Origin of the sequence: Blastopirellula marina DSM 3645, assembly GCF_000153105.1 — a bacterium.
GTDB classification, from domain to species: Bacteria; Planctomycetota; Planctomycetia; order Pirellulales; family Pirellulaceae; genus Blastopirellula; species Blastopirellula marina.
On sequence record NZ_AANZ01000002.1, the window covers coordinates 215,996 to 233,874 of the forward strand.

Annotated in this window: 14 protein-coding genes; 6 read left to right on the forward strand and 8 right to left on the reverse strand. The window is 56.3% G+C overall.

Features of this window, described 5'->3' with window-relative positions; genetic code table 11:
- Positions 1-65: 65 nt before the first annotated feature.
- On the forward strand, positions 66-1,103 hold the full coding sequence (locus DSM3645_RS00940; protein WP_002650092.1) for a zinc-dependent alcohol dehydrogenase: 1,038 nt from the start codon (positions 66-68) through the stop codon (positions 1,101-1,103).
- 59 nt (positions 1,104-1,162) lie between these two features.
- Here DSM3645_RS00940 and DSM3645_RS00945 read toward each other — a convergent pair whose 3' ends face one another.
- Together DSM3645_RS00945 and DSM3645_RS00950 are read right to left on the reverse strand one after the other, a co-directional pair.
- Entirely contained in the window at positions 1,163-1,615 is a 453-nt protein-coding gene (locus DSM3645_RS00945) for a hypothetical protein (protein WP_002650093.1), read from the reverse strand.
- A gap of 112 nt (positions 1,616-1,727) precedes the next feature.
- Positions 1,728-2,798, reverse strand: a complete 1,071-nt coding sequence (locus DSM3645_RS00950; RefSeq protein ID WP_002650094.1) for a DUF1559 domain-containing protein — start codon at positions 2,796-2,798, stop codon at positions 1,728-1,730.
- Positions 2,799-3,299: 501 nt separating this feature from the next.
- Here DSM3645_RS00950 and DSM3645_RS00955 point away from each other — a divergent pair.
- A complete protein-coding gene (locus DSM3645_RS00955; RefSeq protein WP_002650095.1) occupies positions 3,300-5,432 on the forward strand; it encodes an arylsulfatase in 2,133 nt (710 codons plus the stop codon).
- Between the two features lie 50 nt (positions 5,433-5,482).
- On the opposite strand, the gene DSM3645_RS00960 is transcribed toward DSM3645_RS00955, so the two are convergent.
- From DSM3645_RS00960 to DSM3645_RS00980, 5 genes are all read right to left on the reverse strand, one after another.
- Positions 5,483-7,057, reverse strand: a complete 1,575-nt coding sequence (locus tag DSM3645_RS00960; RefSeq protein ID WP_002650096.1) for a hypothetical protein — start codon at positions 7,055-7,057, stop codon at positions 5,483-5,485.
- Positions 7,058-7,105: 48 nt separating this feature from the next.
- On the reverse strand, positions 7,106-7,711 hold the full coding sequence (locus DSM3645_RS00965; RefSeq protein WP_002650097.1) for a sigma-70 family RNA polymerase sigma factor: 606 nt from the start codon (positions 7,709-7,711) through the stop codon (positions 7,106-7,108).
- Positions 7,712-7,878: 167 nt separating this feature from the next.
- Positions 7,879-8,325 (reverse strand): carboxypeptidase-like regulatory domain-containing protein, encoded by a 447-nt coding sequence (locus tag DSM3645_RS00970; RefSeq protein ID WP_002650098.1) that lies wholly within the window; start codon positions 8,323-8,325, stop codon positions 7,879-7,881.
- 174 nt (positions 8,326-8,499) lie between these two features.
- Positions 8,500-9,552: an alpha/beta hydrolase family protein gene (locus tag DSM3645_RS00975; protein WP_002650099.1), complete on the reverse strand. Its 1,053-nt coding sequence runs from the start codon at positions 9,550-9,552 to the stop codon at positions 8,500-8,502.
- 193 nt (positions 9,553-9,745) lie between these two features.
- A complete protein-coding gene (locus tag DSM3645_RS00980) occupies positions 9,746-10,753 on the reverse strand; it encodes a DUF1559 domain-containing protein (RefSeq protein ID WP_002650100.1) in 1,008 nt (335 codons plus the stop codon).
- A gap of 399 nt (positions 10,754-11,152) precedes the next feature.
- Here DSM3645_RS00980 and DSM3645_RS00985 point away from each other — a divergent pair, with 399 nt between their 5' ends.
- Together DSM3645_RS00985 and DSM3645_RS00990 are read left to right on the forward strand one after the other, a co-directional pair.
- Entirely contained in the window at positions 11,153-13,585 is a 2,433-nt protein-coding gene (locus DSM3645_RS00985; RefSeq protein ID WP_002650101.1) for a PSD1 and planctomycete cytochrome C domain-containing protein, read from the forward strand.
- 26 nt (positions 13,586-13,611) lie between these two features.
- Positions 13,612-15,102 carry a DUF1501 domain-containing protein gene (locus tag DSM3645_RS00990; RefSeq protein WP_002650102.1) on the forward strand — a complete coding sequence of 497 codons (1,491 nt, stop codon included), beginning with the start codon at positions 13,612-13,614 and terminating at the stop codon, positions 15,100-15,102.
- Positions 15,103-15,168: 66 nt separating this feature from the next.
- Here DSM3645_RS00990 and DSM3645_RS00995 read toward each other — a convergent pair whose 3' ends face one another.
- Positions 15,169-16,452, reverse strand: coding sequence for a hypothetical protein (locus DSM3645_RS00995; RefSeq protein WP_002650103.1), 1,284 nt, complete (start codon positions 16,450-16,452; stop codon positions 15,169-15,171).
- 358 nt (positions 16,453-16,810) lie between these two features.
- Here DSM3645_RS00995 and DSM3645_RS01000 point away from each other — a divergent pair, with 358 nt between their 5' ends.
- Positions 16,811-17,119: a Dabb family protein gene (locus DSM3645_RS01000; protein WP_002650104.1), complete on the forward strand. Its 309-nt coding sequence runs from the start codon at positions 16,811-16,813 to the stop codon at positions 17,117-17,119.
- A 130-nt stretch (positions 17,120-17,249) separates the two neighbouring features.
- A complete protein-coding gene (locus DSM3645_RS01005) occupies positions 17,250-17,816 on the forward strand; it encodes a sugar phosphate isomerase/epimerase family protein (RefSeq protein WP_002650105.1) in 567 nt (188 codons plus the stop codon).
- Positions 17,817-17,879: the final 63 nt, after the last annotated feature.

Genomic DNA, 17,879 nt, shown 5'->3' on the forward strand with positions numbered 1-17,879 from the left:
GATCTGCGACGGGCCGCATACGATGAGTCTAGCCAAACCGTCTCATTTTTTAGGTGAAGTAGAACATGAAAGCGATGTTGCTGTCGGAATACAAGCAGTTGGACGTGGTCGAATTTGCCGAGCCGGAGATCGGCGCCGATGATCTGCTGATCCAAGTCAAAGCTTGCGGCATCTGCGGCAGTGACATTCACGGCTACGACGGCAGCACCGGCCGGCGCATTCCGCCTCTGGTCATGGGACACGAAGCGGCCGGCGTCGTGGCGAAAGTAGGTTCGGCCGTGACCGACTATCAGGTCGGTGATCCTGTGACGTTCGACTCGACGGTCTCCTGCGGCGTCTGTTTCTATTGCCGCCAAGGGCATATCAACCTGTGCGACAATCGGATGGTGCTAGGAGTCTCGTGCGGCGAGTATCGCCGGCATGGCGCCTTCGCCGAGTTCGTCTCGGTGCCGCAGCACATTTGTTATCGCCTGCCGGCCGATTTTCCGTATGAGCATGCGGCGATGATCGAAGCGGTCTCGGTGGCGGTCCACGCGGCCAATCGCGCTCCGCTGGTTTTGGGAGACACCGCGATCGTCGTCGGCAGCGGCATGATCGGACTGCTGGTCGTCCAGGCGATTCGCCTGGCCGGGGCCGCGCAAGTGATTGCGATCGATCTAGACGAAGGCCGTTTGGAACTCGCGAAAAAGCTAGGCGCCGATGTCGGCCTGAAAGCGGACGCCGTGGATGTCGCCGCCGAAGTCAAAAAGCGGACCGGCGGTCGCGGCGCCGATGTCGCGATTGAAGTCGTTGGCGCAACGCGCACTATTCAAACCGCGATCGACAGCACGCGCAAAGGGGGATCCGTCACGCTGGTCGGCAACGTTTCGCCCCAGGTAGAGATGCCGCTGCAAGCGATCGTCAGTCGAGAGCTGACGGTCTATGGAAGCTGCGCGTCGAACGGCGAGTATCCGGCCTGCATTGATTTGCTGCAGCGCGGGTTGATCAAGGTCGATCCGCTGATCACCGCCAAGATATCGCTCGACCAAGCGCCAGAATGGTTTGCTCGACTTTACCAGGGTGAGCCGGGCGCGATGAAAGTGATCGTCGATCCCACGCTCTAGTTCGGCTGCACTGTCAAAGAAAGCGCGGTGCGATGCGCCGCGCTCTTCACTTTCGTTTCTTACGAACTGGTCAGCTCAAGCGTTACCTCGTTCACCTGGTCGGCGTGCACGGTGGCGTTGAGCCTAGAAGTTCGAGGTGAGATGTACTTCTTGGGGACCAGGTAAATCTGGGGTGGTGAATCGGGCGCACCGGGGCTTTCGGCCGAGGCGTTTTTGACGACAAAGCTGGGATCGTCAATCGATTTGAAAATCGTGATCTTGTATTTCCCAGGGAAGACGCCGTCGCCGCTCTCCAAGGTTCCCATCTCAGCATTTCCCTGGGGATTGGAGATTCCGGAGGCGGATCGCCCGCCGCTTTCCGGCATAAATACCACCACGGCGCCATCGACGGGTGCGCCGTCTAAGGTGATCGTCACGATGGTTTTCGCGGCGCCTTCCAGCAGCGTTGTTCCGGAGCAGCCTGATAACAGTAGTGCGCCCAATAGCAGCGCGACGCGTGAGAGCGAAATCATCTCTGGAATTCCATGAAGTAGGGATTCTGGGCGTGAACGCGGTGAGGGAAAATCGGCCCGGAGGAATAACTCTCTCGCCAGGCCGATCTCGGTTGGGTTTGTCCGTCGCGAATTAAGGACGCTCGAAGACTTCGCCGCCGGATTTCGACCCCATCGAACCCCAGACGCCGTACGGCGATGGGCCGCCCACGGTGGGCGATTGCGAAAGGTCGCCGGTATCGATCGTTTCAGGAATGAACGAGACCGAACCATCGGCGAAGCAAGCGCTCGCTCCGCCGGGATGATGGCTGGAAGCGGTGTAAATGCCTTCCTTCCGGTCCGACTCGGTGCGGAAGCAGCTCGGCGCGTTCGGAGGCAAGATCGTGCAGAAGCCTTGCATCGACACGCATCCATCGACCCAACGATGTCCCCCCATGGCCGACGAATTGATCGGCGTTCCGGTCGGATATTCGCCGCCCGCGCCGCGGAGAGCTCCGCAGACGCTCGGCGTGACTTCATCTTCGCCGCCGCCGATCCACGGAGTTCCGAACACCGCGATGCCGCCGATAATCTTGCGACTATCTTTCACGCCCATCGCACGTTCGCCGATCATCACCGTGTTGCTTAAGCCATCGGTAATCGATTGGAAGCCGCAATAGTGATGCTGGGCGAAGATTCCGCGGGTATCGGCGATGGTCCAGTTGTTGGTCGAATTTTGATTTTCGGTTTTTCGCACGCAGTCGCCGATCGAGAAGACGTAGTTCGAGCTTCCCATATTTTCCCAGACAGGATCTGCACCATCCGACGGGCATAGCAGCCCCGGAACTTGAGCGGACCAAGGAGTATAGTTACCATCCCAAGGTTTCGATCCAAACGCGGGGAAGCTGTTGCCTGACGCGTTCGTATAGGGGGACGAAATTTGACCGTACAGCGCGCTTTGCTCTAAGAACGGCAGCAGACCAATCCAAGGACTCAAGCGGCTATAGTTGGTGAGCGTACCGCCAGCGCGAGCCGGCAGCGCTCCGTAGGTGTCGTGATAGTTGTGCAGCGCCAAGCCGACTTGCTTGAGCTGATTGGTGCAACTCATCCGCCGAGCCGCTTCACGGGCTTGCTGGACGGCAGGAAGCAGTAGTGCGATCAAGACGCCGATGATCGCAATGACCACCAACAGTTCGACCAAGGTAAAGCCGCTTTTCTTTTTCATCGATGTTCTCGCAACCACGGGCGTGTCTCTTGCAGGATATGGGGGTAGGAAATTCGGGTTCCGATCCGAGCTACTGCAAGTTTCGTCAGATCGCGGTAAAGAAAAATCCCCCCGGAGCAGCGGAATGCAAGAGGAGGTGCGCCGGGAGAAATGGCCGGTTTTTTATTCCTCCGGGATTTCTTTTTTTGCTTGCGTCTAAAGTGTTTCTAATGCTCGTTAATCATCGCCAAGGGATCTTAAGGCGCCGAACAGTTCCGATGGGTAGCAAGCATCAAGAGCCGTATCCGGTTTGAAATGCCTCCGATCGTCGCCATCGGCGGAGAATTGCCGTCCACGTCTTCGCGAGAACTTCACGCAACCTTCGGTCACCCGCGAAATATTTGCAGGCGACTTTGAGAATAGATTCTTTCGTCGCGTAGAGCAGGCAATCAGCGCCGGTCGATAACACGCGCGGCCTTGGTTACGATGAAAAAGACTCTTTGTCTAATCTGAGGCCCCGTCGTGCAACGACATATCCTGCTGGCTCTTTGTTTTCTCTCGACCGGGATCGCCCCAACCGCGATCCACGCCGCCCCAGGGAAGAAGCCGAACATTCTGGTCATCTTGGCGGACGACTTGGGTTACTCCGATCTCGGCTGCTATGGGGGCGAAATTCCGACGCCCAACATTGATGCGCTGGCTAAGCGCGGCGCCCGATTTACGCAGGTTTATAACTCGGCTCGTTGCTGTCCCAGTCGTGCGTCGCTGATGACGGGGCTCTATCCGACGCAAGCCGGCATCGGCGACTTTACGACCGATCGCCCGAGTCCGGATCGTGGACCTGGTTACCTGGGCCGACTTAACGAGCAGTGCGTGACGCTAGCCGAAGTGCTGAAGCCGGCCGGGTATGGTTGCTACTACGTCGGCAAATGGCACATGCACCCCGAGACCGGCCCGATCCGCCGCGGCTTTGACGAGTTCTATGGCTACGCCCGGGACCATTCGCACGATCAATACGACGCCGAGTACTACATCCGCTTGCCGGCAGGGCGCGAGAAAGAAATTGATCCGCCGCAACAGGACTACTACGCAACCGATGTCTTCAACGACTATGCGCTGGAGTTCATCCGCCAAGGTCAGCAGAGCGACAAGCCGTGGTTCTTGTTCCTGGGGCACTCTTCGCCCCACTTTCCGGTTCAAGCGCCGGCGGAACGCGTCGACAAATACGAAGCGACTTACTTGCGCGGTTGGGACAAGCTGCGGGAAGAGCGCTTTGAGCGGATGCGCCAACTGGGTCTGATCGACGGCGAGCATTGGAAATTGACTCCCCGCTCGCTTGTGCCGGTCGATCGCGACGACATCGCCAATGGATACTCGGGGCAGGAGAACCCCGCTTGGGATTCGTTGGATCAACCGCGACAACGCGATCTGGCACGCCGCATGGCGGTCTTCGCCGCGATGGTCGAAGGAGTCGATTTTGGCGTTGGCCGGATCGTCGATCACTTGCAAGCGACCGGCGATCTCGACAACACGCTGATCTTGTTTCTCAGCGACAACGGCGCCTGTTACGAATGGGGACCGTTTGGCTTTGACGGCGTCTCGCGCGTCGGTACGACCACGCTGCGCACCGGCGACGATTTGCGAGCGACAGGCCAGCGCGGTACGCATCAGTCGTACGGCAGCGGCTGGGCGAATCTGGGAAACACGCCGTTTCGGATGTACAAACACTTTACGCACGAAGGGGGAATCAGCATGCCGCTGATCGCCCATTGGCCCGCCGGTATCGGCACGCCGGACGCTTGGATCCGTCAGCCGGGCCATGTGATGGACGTGATGCCAACTTTGTTGGAAGCGACCGGTGCGGCCTATCCGCAAACCTACAGCGATCGCGCCATCACGCCGCTCTCCGGAACCAGCTTGCTGCCGGCGATGCGCGGCGATGCGTTGCCGGCGCGATCGATCGGCTTTGACCATCAAGGGGCGCACGCTTTGCGTGACGGCGATTGGAAAATCGTCTGGTCCAAGCGTATGCCCGAGAAAATCGAATGGGAACTTTACAATCTGGCCGAAGATCGCTGCGAAACGAACAACCTGGCGGCCGAACATCCGGATCGCTTGAAAACAATGATCGCCCAATGGAACGCGTGGGCCTGGCAGGTCGGCGTGCACCACGATCCGGCGAAAGAGAATCAGGCGGCGTACGATTTCGACATCGATCCCAATTTTCCGCTCGCGGATCAAAGTTGGGTGATGGAAGCAACCGTCGTCTCTCCAGCCCCCGTCGGCGTCGTCGCCGCGCAAGGCGGCCGCGAGCAAGGTTACGCGCTTCACTTTGTCGGCGGACTCCCTGCTTTTGACGTGCGGATCAACGGCAAGGTCACTCGCTTGATCGCAAAGCAGCCGCGCGCCGGTAAGCTGCGTCTGCGAGCCGAACTCAACGCGCAGAAGATGCGACTGCAAGTGAACCAGGAAGCGGTGCTCGAGATCGACTCTCCCGGCTTGATTCCGGTGCAGCCCAAAGACGAACTGTCGATCGGCTACGATGCCCAAACGGCCGCCGGTGATTACGAATCGCCCAATCCATTTCAGGGCGAGATTAACGACTTCAAGATTCGCGTGCCGACGAATAAGCGAGAAGCCAAAGCTGCGGAATGACTGACAAGCGTCACGGCTTTGCGACGAAATTGATTTCCGGAAACGTGACTCTATCGATTCTGGGAACGCAAGCCGACAATCAAAACCGGATCCACTCCGTTGGTCGGATGCAAAAACTCGAGCCGCGTTAACGATTCTCCCTCTTGATATCCCAGGCTGCTCAAATCGACGCCCACCGCCAGAGCGCGCGAATCAATATTGACCTGCCGTCCATGCATGAATTGCTTGTTGACGAGATCGCCTACCGACGTCGTCACTTCCAAAGAGCGATAGGTGCAATGCGGTAATAGATCGAGCGCCGAAGGTGAGTTGAGCCCGATATCAAACTTTTCGATCACCAGTTCAGGACGTAACACACGGTCATCCCCTGAACGCAGGTGGACCTTGTCGCCGTCGGGATCAAGCACGAGCAACTGAAGATCAAAGAGAACAATATCTGGTCCGGGAGCATTGACAATCGGTTCCTCAAATTCAACCGCCATGCAAACGGGCTGCGTTTCGCTGCTTCCAGGATTGATGATACCGGTCACCAGACTATAGTCGCCGTCGAGCAGCGAAAGTCGATCCTTCCCTTCAGGAAGGGAATCTCCCATCCGCGTGCAAAAAGTCGCCGCGTCGATCCCACCCGAAAACTCAACAACGCCGGCTCGCACCAGATCTTCGCGGCCATAGACGCCGATCACGCCGTCGCGTTGAATCGTGATGCTAAGCAGTTCGTTCGCCAATGAATCGATCATCGTCGCTTCGTAGCTCACAACGCGATCCGGCAGCTTCTCTCGATAGGAGAGCGATCCGCTGGGAGCCGTCAATCGACGAGGCGAAGACCCCGGATCGACCTGGGCGGCGTCCCCCACGCGAAGATGCATGATCGGCTTCGTTTCCGAATTTTCAAGGGCCGACATGGTCGCTTCCCCTTCGACGACGGAGAGTTGGGTTTCGCCGGTTTCGGCCACGTTGACGACAAACCGAGTGCCCAAGTCAACGATTTCCGCCGAGGGACTCAGCAATTGAAAGCCTTCGGCGCCAGGCGGTGCGAATACGGAGCATTGACCAGAGCGAACCAGCAGGCTCTCTTCTCCCATCGCAGAAAAGACCGAGGGAGCCTGGAGTACGGCGCGAGCGCCGGAATGAAAGCGGATTGCTAAATAGCCTTGCGTCAGAATGTACTTGCGGCCAATAGAGATGCGTTGCCCCGGACTGGGCGCTCCCCCTTCGCCAAAGATGACGGCGCTGGCGACCTCAACGATCACCGGGGACGCGTCCTCGTTTTGCACGAGCGGAGCCGAGTCGGGCGATTTTTTGGCGTTGCTGGCGAGAAAGTAAACTCCGAACAAACCAACTACCAAACAGGCCGCCAGACTCGCTGCGACGAACGTGCGTTTCCCGCTTGTCGACGCTGGTGCTGACAGTGCGGTTGCGGCTTTTTTCGTCGTGGGCACATCCTCATCGGTTCGACTCAATTGGTCGAGATCCAAGTGCATGCTTATCGCCTGGAGATAGGCGATGCGGAGTTCTTCTGATTCCGCGAGCGCATTCTCCAAGTCTTCTTTTTGCTGCGGCGTCAATCGACCCGCCAGGCTCGCTTCCACAAGCGGCAAAATTCGATGGAGATCAGGATGGCTCATAAGGGGCTCTCTTCTAGAAAATTTCGCCAACGCCAATCGGCGACAATACTATGAATCGGTTCGCAAACGTCGTGAAACGCACTTCGAGAGTCGGCGACGGAGCAAGTACATGCGGTTATAAAAGGTTCTGGTCGAACAACCGAGTTCGTCAGCAATCGAGTCAAAGGAACGTCCTTCCCAATAAATCTGCCGCAGGAAAGATTGCTCCAACTCTGGCAGCGATTGCAAACACTTTCGCAGCGCCGCTAGTCGCTGGTCGGCTGCGTCTTGGTCAAAATTCTCTAGCGAAATCGCGAGGAGCTGCTGCAGATCGGTCCGCGCCACCAGGCGATCCGCCGCTCTTGCTCGGCGAAAATTGTAGGCTTCCAGTCGAGCGACTCCGCAGGCCCAGGAAAGAAAACTGCGCGAGTGATCATAGTCGACAAATTTTTTCCACATCACGATGCTGATACGTTGGCAAAGATCCTCGGCATCGGCGATGTTGTTGACCAGCGCCGTCAGGTAAAGCATGATTTTGTCGCGATTGGCTTGCAGCAGTTGCTCAAACTCCAGTCGCATTTCTGTATCACGAGCATCTAGATCATCTTCGAATTCGTCGACTTCTCGGTTCAATCCCGACACCTTGGCGCCAAAAGACGAGTGCAACTCTGACATGATCTCCCTTTCGAGGGCTTCTGACGCAAGAAGATCAACAATCAGCGTGTTTTGTTTCCGTATTGTAATTCGCCGCTTGCACCAACAATACTATTTCAAAACGGATCAACAACCAGAGCGTCCCCGTTCATTTTCTCTGTGGAACTAAGGACATGGATCGTCGCTCGTTACTTGTCCGTCAGCGTGAATTCGTAAAAGTTGTCGCCTGGATCGACCACGAACGTCTCGTCGCTCGTCTTCACGTTCCAATATTTTTGAGGAACTTTGTTCCATTCGGCCGGTACCGTCGCTGGTGAGATCATTAACACTTCGTCTCCGATGTCGCCGGGCGGTTTGATGTTAACGACATAGTCGCCGACAAGAATATCGGGACCATTTCTCATTTCCATGGCGAACTTTCCCGCCGAGTCGGTTAGCCCAGTCGCCGGAATCCCCGTTTTCACATGCAGCATCACGATCGAAGAACCTTCAGGAATCGTCCCCGATCCATAGACGACGCGACCGCGAACAACGCCGGTTTCTCCGGGAAGATTGGACTTGTGACCGCATCCGCCCAATCCGAAAACGGTTGCGCCCGCTAACAATAAGAGATAAACAAAGCGACTCGCATACATGGGATCGTATCCAGTATTCAAAGGAAGGAATAATTATCTAGAGTCTCTCTGGCGAGTTGCCGGGCTGTTGAGCGGGAGCGCCAGTCGTCAACGCCAAAGCGCCAGGGCATGCTCAACAGAAACTTTCCCAAGAGACTCGACCCTAATAATTGCATTCATCTGTCCGGATGAAGATCACTCTGCAGCCGATCGAACCGCAACAAAGGATGGCTGCGTCGCTCTCTCAAATTGCTCTAACCAACCGCAAGCAGCTTGGGCGAGTCCTTCATGACCACCCTCAAAAATCGTCAGGCGCGCGGGGCCCGCGTGTCGTCGCATTTTGATGTCTCGTCCATAGTCGGAATCGACGAGCGTGTCCTGCGGCTGAGGAACGTCGAGCTCGGAATGATCCCAAAGTTGTTGCATTTCGTCTTCACTGACTAGCTCTGCGTTTCGGCTCGCGGCAAGCTTGTTGAACAGGCGCACCGAGTGTTGAAAGGGAACCGCGCCCGTCTGCCCGTCATGTACTCCGGCGGCGATGTCGAGCGGCAAGTCGCCGAGTTGCGTGATCCAGTGGATGGGGGATCTTTCTAAATATTCCGCATCCACTTCAGCGCTGTCGCCCGGCGATCCGCCGCAGCTTTTGGCGATCATTTGCGCGTATCGTTTTGGTTGCCCCTTTTCGCAGTGATCTTCATACCACTGGCGCAGATCACTAATGCCCACCCAAGCCGAAACGGCCGAAAACCGCTCAGGATGGCGCGAGGCCATGAGCATCGCCATGTGACCGCCCCCGGAAGCGCCGGCCAAATAAATGCGCTGCGGATCAGCGTCAAGTTTTTCAATCGCAAAATCAACGCTGTCCAAAATGTCTGCGCGCGCGGCAGGCGAACCGCAGGCGAGCGGATCGTTGTTGGGACCACGAAAATTGGGTTCGACAAATATCCAATCCTGCTTCAGCGTTTCGTCCAGCCAGGCTTGTTTGTGAAGCCGATAGTCGCTGCTCCAAGAGTGCAGAAAAATCAGCACAGGTCGAGCGCCCTGTTTCTGCGTTATGGGCAACGCATATCGCAACGGTTGCGACGTGCCGTCAAACGAACTGACAAATTTGGCTTCCACATATAAGTTGTCGGCGGATCGCGGCAGTTCCTCCGGCGTCGGGTCCTCTGATATCTCTGGCATGGTCATTACGGCATTGGGCGCGATGCTGACGCCGCACCCACTGGCCAGAAACAGGAGCAGACACATCACAAAACGATCGTGTCGTCTGCGCGGGTGAGCAGCGCCAAATAGCATAAAAGCACCAGTCAATTTTGAGTTATCAAAGGCGGAAAAGGGGTGGGGAATCGCAGAGTATCATCGAGCGAATGATACGTGGAAAGCGTGTCAGCAAGGGGGGCGATCATTCGCCCCCCTTGAAACAGCACTAAGTTTGTGAGCATTAAAAACTGCCTAACACTTCCCCATCATCACGAGTAGCGAGCAACTTGAGCGTCGTGAGATTGAGGTTTTCGCTGAGAAAGCGAACGGAGCCATCGCTGACTGCAACTTGAGCTCCTCCGGGATGGGCCGAGAAAATTCCGTTGTTCAGGCCGTCATTGTTTTTGACGCCGGTTAGCGCAAGCGTGGAACCGTTGATCGGATACATGATCGTTGTGGTGTTGAAAGTTCTTTCGCTGAATCCAAAGGCGGTCTTATTAATACCGCACATGAATCCCTGATGGTTGTTAATCGTGGCCGTTTTATTGCCGCTTGTGTCCGCCACAAAATCAGATTGCTCTCCTACGATGATCGTATTGGACAACCCATCCGTCGCGTCGCGCATTTTCACTGCTTTGAGAGGAGTCAGCATCCCGCCGATCGATGCGACGCCGCTTTGGTATCCGACCCATTCGCGGGTTGCAGAATTCGCCGAGAATCCGAGCATGTCATTGGCCGCGCCGGAGATGCCCGTGTACTGGGGACAAGTGATCGTGTACGAGTAACCAGAACTTCGGACCGCCTGCAAAGGACTGGACGGACAGATCATCGCGGTGATTTCCCTATCGTTCACAATGGGTCCGTTGACGGAATGCCCGTCATAAGCACCGCCGCCGCCGCTCGATAGGCTGCCGGGATGGTTACCGACAACTGTCAATTGATCGGAGAGATTACCTTGCTCGATGAAGGGGAGCATTCCTAACCACCAAGATACGCCAAAGCCGGGGTCCGCCAAGCTCCCAGAGGAATGTCGCGAACCAATTGGGAACGATTTGTAGGTGTCATGGTAGTTGTGCAATCCCAGTCCGATCTGCTTGAGATTGTTTTGACAAGACATGCGTCTAGCGGCTTCGCGCGCTTGCTGGACCGCCGGTAGGAGCAGTGCGATCAGGACGCCGATAATTGCGATGACAACGAGCAGTTCGACCAGAGTAAATCCGGATTGGCCCCTAGATTTGCTGCGAGACATGCGTATTCCTCGAGAAAAGAACCGAATAGGTGAATGAAAAGAGCGTTAGATCAACGCCGGTGGGTGAGATTGAATCAACACCCTATCTGTTCATTGGTCGTCGATAAATTTGCGAGTTCATGGAAGAAAACAAGAACTCGTTCTTTTTTTGCAAAATTAGTCGGGTTTAGATTTACACAACGGAATTGGCTGATGTTCTATCCGACAAATCTTTCCCTGCCTTAGAATGGCGACTACCGGCCCATTCGAATGGGTCGTGATAAAGTTCTTGGAAGATTGCGCCATGAACAATCGCTGGGCAGGAACGACTAGTGAGTAACCTGCCTAATTTGCCTTTGCGACGGCGAAGGCCACTCTGATCCGTGCCCTACCCCAAGTAATGCTGAAATAACAATGCCCATGGTATTTCGAATTGCTTTGCTGCTGATTCTGTCGCTGCCGGTTTGCGCGGCCGCGGCGGAACCGCCTGATTTTGCTCAGGAGGTTCTGCCGATTCTCTCGGCGCATTGTTTTGCGTGTCATGGTCCCGATACAGAAGTTCGTGAAGCCGGCCTTCGTCTCGATGTTCGCCAGGATGCAATTCGTGAACTCGATAGCGGCGTCGCCGCGATCGTCCCCGGGTCTGCCGACGAGAGTGAACTGATCCAGCGGCTCTTCACCAGCGACGAGTTTTCGCAGATGCCGCCGCCGGAGACCGGAAAATCTTTGACCGCCCAAGAGAAGGAAATCTTGAAGCGCTGGGTCGAGGATGGCGCGCCCTATGCCGAACATTGGTCGTTCCAACCCGTTCAGCGCGCGACGCCTCCGCGGGTTAGCGGCGACGCTTGGTCGCGTAACGAGATCGATCATTTCGTCCTCGCCCGCCTGCAGTCCGCCGGCATGTCGCCTAGTCCGCCGGCTTCGCCGCAAACGTTGATCCGGCGACTGCATCTCGATTTGGTAGGCCTTCCTCCTTCCTTCGCAGACGTTCAGCGCTTTGTCTCAGACCCCAGTGATCAGGCCTACGAACGCATTGTGGACGAGTTGCTGGCATCCGAGCACTTTGGCGAGCGCTGGGGTCGTCATTGGTTGGACCTGGCGCGATACGCAGACAGCAACGGTTATTTGGGAGACGAACTGCGACCCGACGCTTGGCGCTATCGCGATTGGGTGATCGCGGCCATCAACAATGACATGCCGTACGACGAATTCACGATCGAGCAAATCGCCGGGGACTTGCTCGAGGATGCGACGATGTCGCAGCAAATCGCGACCGGTTTCCACAGCAACGCGATGAAGAATACGGAAGCAGGCGTCGACAAAGAAGCGGATCGCGTAATTCAGACCGTCGATCGACTCAGCACGGTTGGCGCCATCTGGCTGGGCCTAACGGTTGGCTGTGCAGAATGTCATACGCACAAGTTTGATCCGATCACGCATCAAGAGTTCTATCAGCTCTACGCGTTCTTCAATAACTTGGAGTCCAAGAAGCTGGTGCTCGGTTATCGCGACGGAAAGTCGGAATCGCCGAAGGAGATTGAAAAACGGGAACAGCAGCTGCAAAAACTCGTCAACCGCATCCGTCGCCAGGAAGAGCTGCTCGGTCCCGCCCAAAGCGCTTTGCTCGACCAATTTCTGGTCACCCTCGACAAGCCGACCAGTCGTCGGACGGAGAGTGAAAAAGAAGCGCTCGAACATTGGTTGGCCGATTTGCAAACCGATACCAACAAACTGTTAACCGAATACGAATCACTGAGCCATCAACGACCGGAACCGGTAGAGATCGTCGCTCAGGGGATGCAAGAATCGCGCAAGCAACGCAAAACGCACATCCACTACCGCGGAGATTTCAGGCAACCGACTCAGCAGGTCTATCCGGCGACGCCGCAGTTTTTGCCCCCGCTAGAAAAGCGTCAGGAAGTCGCTGATCGACTCGACTTGGCCCGTTGGCTGGTCCAACCCAATCATCCGCTGACTTCGCGAACGGCCGCGAATCATCTCTGGCAACACCTATTTCAAGAAGGCTTGTTCCGCACCGAAGAAAACTTGGGCGTCGCCGGCGATCCTCCCACCCATCCAGAACTGCTGGACTGGTTGGCAAGTGAGTTGGTGAAGAACGGCTGGAGCCGTAAAGCGTTGATCAAGACAATCGCCCTCTCCGCGACTTATCGACAAAGCTCGCGCATGACGGCTGAACTTCAACAACGCGATCCGGAAAATCTGTTGCTCGGCAGGCAATTTCGCTGTCGACTCGAAGGGGAAATCATTCGTGATCTCGCCCTCTCGTCGGCTGGACAGCTCAATCCAGAGATCGGCGGCCCCAGCATTCGACCGCCGATGAACAAACGACTAACATCGATCAGTCGCAATCAGGGTTGGGATGTCAGCAAAGGTGACGAGAAATACCGCCGCGGACTTTACATTCTCTTTCGCCGCGCCACTCCCTTTCCGATGTTGACGACGTTTGACAGTCCCGACTCCACTTCGTCCTGTCCCTCCCGAGAGTTCTCGAACTCTCCGTTGCAATCCTTAGCGCTGCTCAACGATCCCGTCTTTTTCGAGTGTGCTCAGCAATTAGGAAACCTGGTTTCTCAGCCAGAACTCGTCGAGGGAGACGCTTGGATCGAGCTCGCCTTTCATCGCACGCTGTCGCGTGCTCCTTCCCAGGAAGAAATGAGATTGGCCCAAGCGTTTCACGCCGATCTGTTGCATTCGCTGGAGAAATCCAAGACGGCGGATCTTCAAGCCATCGTGCTCAAGCCGGTCCCGGAACTGAGTCTGCAGCAGCAAGCCGCCCGCGTACTCTTCGTACGCAGCTTGATGAACCTGGATGAATTCATCACGCGTGAATAAACTCTCCTCAGCCCCGATCGGAACCCATGGACCTCAGTCGACTTCAATCCGCTTGTCAGCTTTCCCGGCGCAACTTTCTCTTCCAATCGCTGTGGGGAGTCGGCGCCGTGACGATGGCCGACCTGTTGAAAGCCGAAGGGATCGCCCAGGATCCGGCGCCGCAGTTCGATGCGGATCCGCTCGCTGCGAAACAGCCGCACTTCGCAGCGCGCGCCAAACATTGCATCTATATTTATCTCGAGGGAGGTCCCAGTCAGATGGACCTCTACGATCCCAAGCCCACATTGAACCGGCTCGATGGCCAAGCGTTGCCCGAGTCGTTACTCAAGAATATGCAATTTGCGTTTCTCCAAAAAGAAACCGCACGGATCATGGGCACACCGCGAAAGTTCGCGAAGCATGGCGAGTGCGGCATGGATTTTTCCGATTTGCTGCCGCATCTGGCGACCTGCGCGGATGACTTATGCATGATTCGCTCGGTCCATTCGGATCAGTTCAATCATGTGCCGGCTCAACTGCTGATGAATTGCGGATCGGCCATCGCTGGGCGACCCAGCATGGGTTCATGGCTCTGTTATGGACTGGGGAGCGAATCGCGGGATCTCCCGGCTTATGTTTCGCTGGTCACCACCGGCCGCGGCATCCCCGGCGGTTCGGCCAGCTGGTCAAGCGGATTTCTCCCCTCCTCCTACTCCGGCGTTTTATTTGGAAACGAAGGCGAGACCGTCAACAACATTCGGAATCCAGCCGGAATAACGCCGCATTTGCAGAAGTCGTCGGTCGACTTTATCAACGATCTCAATCGACTACGAACCGCGGATACCGGCGACTCCGAACTCGCTAGTCGGATCAAAGCGTACGAACTTGCGTTTCGACTGCAGTCATCCACGCCTGAGCTGACCGACTTGTCGGGAGAAACGCAAGCGACGCTCGACATGTATGGCTTTGATCGGAAAGAACCGAAAATCAACAGCAATCGCGGCGGCAAAGGATTGTTTCGCGCCTTCGCCTACAACTGCCTGCTCGCGCGGCGGATGATCGAACGCGGAGTCCGCACCGTCAACGTCATTCATTCTTCGTGGGATCATCACTCACGACTGGATCCCGAATTGGCCCACAACTGCGAGATGGCCGATCAACCGATTGCGGCGCTGATTAAAGATCTCAAACAGCGCGGCTTGCTCGAGGATACGTTGGTGATCATTGGGTCTGAGTTTGGCCGAACTCCGTTGGGCGAAAATCGTCCCGGCTACAAAAAAGTGACGGGACGCGACCACCATCCTGGCGCTTTCACCATTCTCATGGCCGGCGGCGGAATCAAGCCGGGCTGCGTCTTTGGCGAATCGGATGAAATCGGCTGGAGCGTTCAGCAGAACCCTGTTCACGTACATGACCTGCACGCAACCGTGCTGCATCTCTTTGGACTCGATCACACGCGCCTGACCCATCGCGTGCAGGGGCGTGATTTCCGTTTAACCGATGTCGCCGGTCGAGTCGTCCAAGAAATCCTTACCTAACCAAGCTCGCAGCCGCCAAAAGATGAACTGCGAACTTCTGGCCAGCACGCCGATCGGGCGTCGCCGTTAGCCCACGATCTCACTCACATCGATTAGATGCAGTTGACGGCTGCCGGTGTGGGGAGAGTCGATGACAACGGACCGACCATCGTTGCTACTGCGCGGATGCGTGTCGCAGCGCCATTCGCCTGTGTACTGCGGCGGCGAGTGGAAATGGCCGAGCCATACGCGACGGCCCGACGGCACGTGGTACAAGTACGGATTCTGCTCGCGCGTTTTTTTGCTCGGGTAGGTGTCATTGAGTATCCATTCGTTGTCGGTATTGGGCAGGTAAGTGTTGTGCCCGTTCACGGTCATCACGCCTTCGCCAACCACTTGCAGTTCTGGGGTTTGGTCCCGAAAGAGATAGAATGCAGCCGGCTTGTCTTCCGGTTGCGTCCAGGCGCAAATGTGGTTGTTGTCACGCCACACGAAATGGGACGTGTTGCCGGAGGGGTCCAGAATGTACCGCTCGCTACCATCCATCCCCACGGTAAACATCCGTGTTGTGAAACGCCCTGTGGGCTCTGCATCAGGACCGTCTCCGGTGCTGTCTCGCCAGCGATGCAAGACGATCAGACGCGAGCTATCGGGACTGACGAGCAAGTGATTGAAATAGTTCCACTTGTCGCGGAGCGATTTGCCCTGGTAATCGATACTCGCCGCATCGGCCAAAGAGAAAATGAGCTGGGATTCTCCCGTGTCCATATTCATTTTCCAGATGCCGGAGTCTTCCGGCGCACGCTGCTGAGCACAGGGGTCCTGCAAGCCAACGTACCCATAGCCTGGCCGCATCCGTTGGATCCGCGAAAAATCGGCTGTGATCGCCCATTTGCCGTCGCCGCTAAGCGCGTAAATCGGCCGCGGCAAGGTTCGCAGTTCGCGCGTGTGGATATCCAAAATCCGACAGACGTGTTGGTCCCCTTCGCGATCATTCCAGACAACTTCCGAAGCGGAATTCGGGCGCCACTGCAGCATGCAACCTTGCTGCCAGCCCCAAGCGCGGCTATCGCCTAGACGAGTCCACTTGTCATTCTGTTGCGTATCAATCATGCCGACACGAATCACATCGTCCGCAGTGGGAGTACGGTGCTCAAACGCAACTTCGTTTGATAAGACATACCGATTTGTCGGATCAAACTCTTGCTTGTCGTAATAGCCAAACCAATGATGCAGCGGCCCTTTTGTAATGGCCCGAACCGGCGGCAGCTTCTCTTTCGCTGGCGCAGCGATAGATCGACCGGCACAGGAAAGCGATGCGGCGGTTCCGATGAGTTGCAGTGCTCGGCGACGGGAAATAGAAATGCTCATGCGACTCGCTTTTTCTCAGGGATCGGCAGGAATGGAGAGATAGACTTTCTCTCACCAGAAAGGGCAGGAGGGCGGATGCGGCAGTTTGCCATACTAAACAAGATGCGAGCTACTTTGAATCCCGCCGCGGCAAAAGGCTGCGTCGCCCGCCCGATTTTTCTTGCGGCCCCTATCAGTGTTGGTACACTGTTGACATACCGTCGTTCACGTTTCGTAGCGAGATCCTAATATCGCCGCAAAGGAGCGCGAAAAGCCCCTTCGCCCGCTTGTCGCAACAGGCCTGGTCGTTTTGCCCAGAATCGCTGCGACAAGGAATCTATTTCAACACTCCGCCTAAGAACATGCCAAGGGAAATCCCGTGATTGAACATACCGTCACGTTTCGTCTGAAACCGAATTTGAAGCCGGAGGTCGCCAACGATTTTTTGCAGGTCGCCAGCGAACTGGCGAACATCCAAGGGGTGCGAGAGTTCGCCATCCGCCGTCAGGTCAGCCCGAAATGCGCGCACGCATTCGGAATCACGATGAAGTTTGCGAGTCAAGCGGAATACGATCACTATAGTTCCCACCCGCTGCACGAAGCGTTCGTGAAGAACTATTGGCTCACACATGTCGAGGATTTCCAAGAAGCCGATTTTCAACCGCTGGAAGCGAGAAACCGTACCTAACGATTCCGCAAATCCAAACCGGAGATGAAACCGCATGCAATCCGTGACTAGACGCAGATTTTTCCAGCAAAGTGCAGCGGCACTCGGCTGGCGCGTCGGGTATGCATCTTATTCATTTCGGAGCGTCAGCGTGTACGAAGCCTTAGAGAAGACCGCAGCGACGGGACTTCCCTACCTGGAGTTGTTCGCGTGGCAAAAACTGAGTCCCGACCATCCAGATGCGCAACCGACGGCCGGTCTTTCGGCAACGTTGCAGAAGGATTGGAAGAAGAAAGCTGCGGACCTGGGCGTCAAAATCATCGGCATCTACAGCAAATTGGAGAACCCAGACTCGGCGAAGGCGATGTTTGAATTCGCCGCAATGCAAAGCCGTTCCGAACGAATGGGATTTTGCTGCGACACGGGACATTGGCGCCGCTCTGGACTCGACCCGGTCGAAATGCTTCAGAAGATTGTGCCGCGGGTAAAGACGTTTCATCTGAAGGACTTGGATCAATTCGGCGTCCCCCGTGCGAAAGACGTTGTTTGGGGCCAGGGAGCAGGACGGATCGCCTGGATTCTGGCGGAGATCGAGCGACTCGACATTCAGCGGCCCTATTTCAGCATCGAATGGGAACGCGATCCCAACGAATCGATTCAGACCCATGCCAAATCGGTCGCATTTCTCGAACAGATCGCCTGCACTTATCGCATGTAGCGCCGAGCGCCCAACAGGTCATTGTTCTCGTTGACACCGAAGCTTTCACGATCAGGAGTCGCC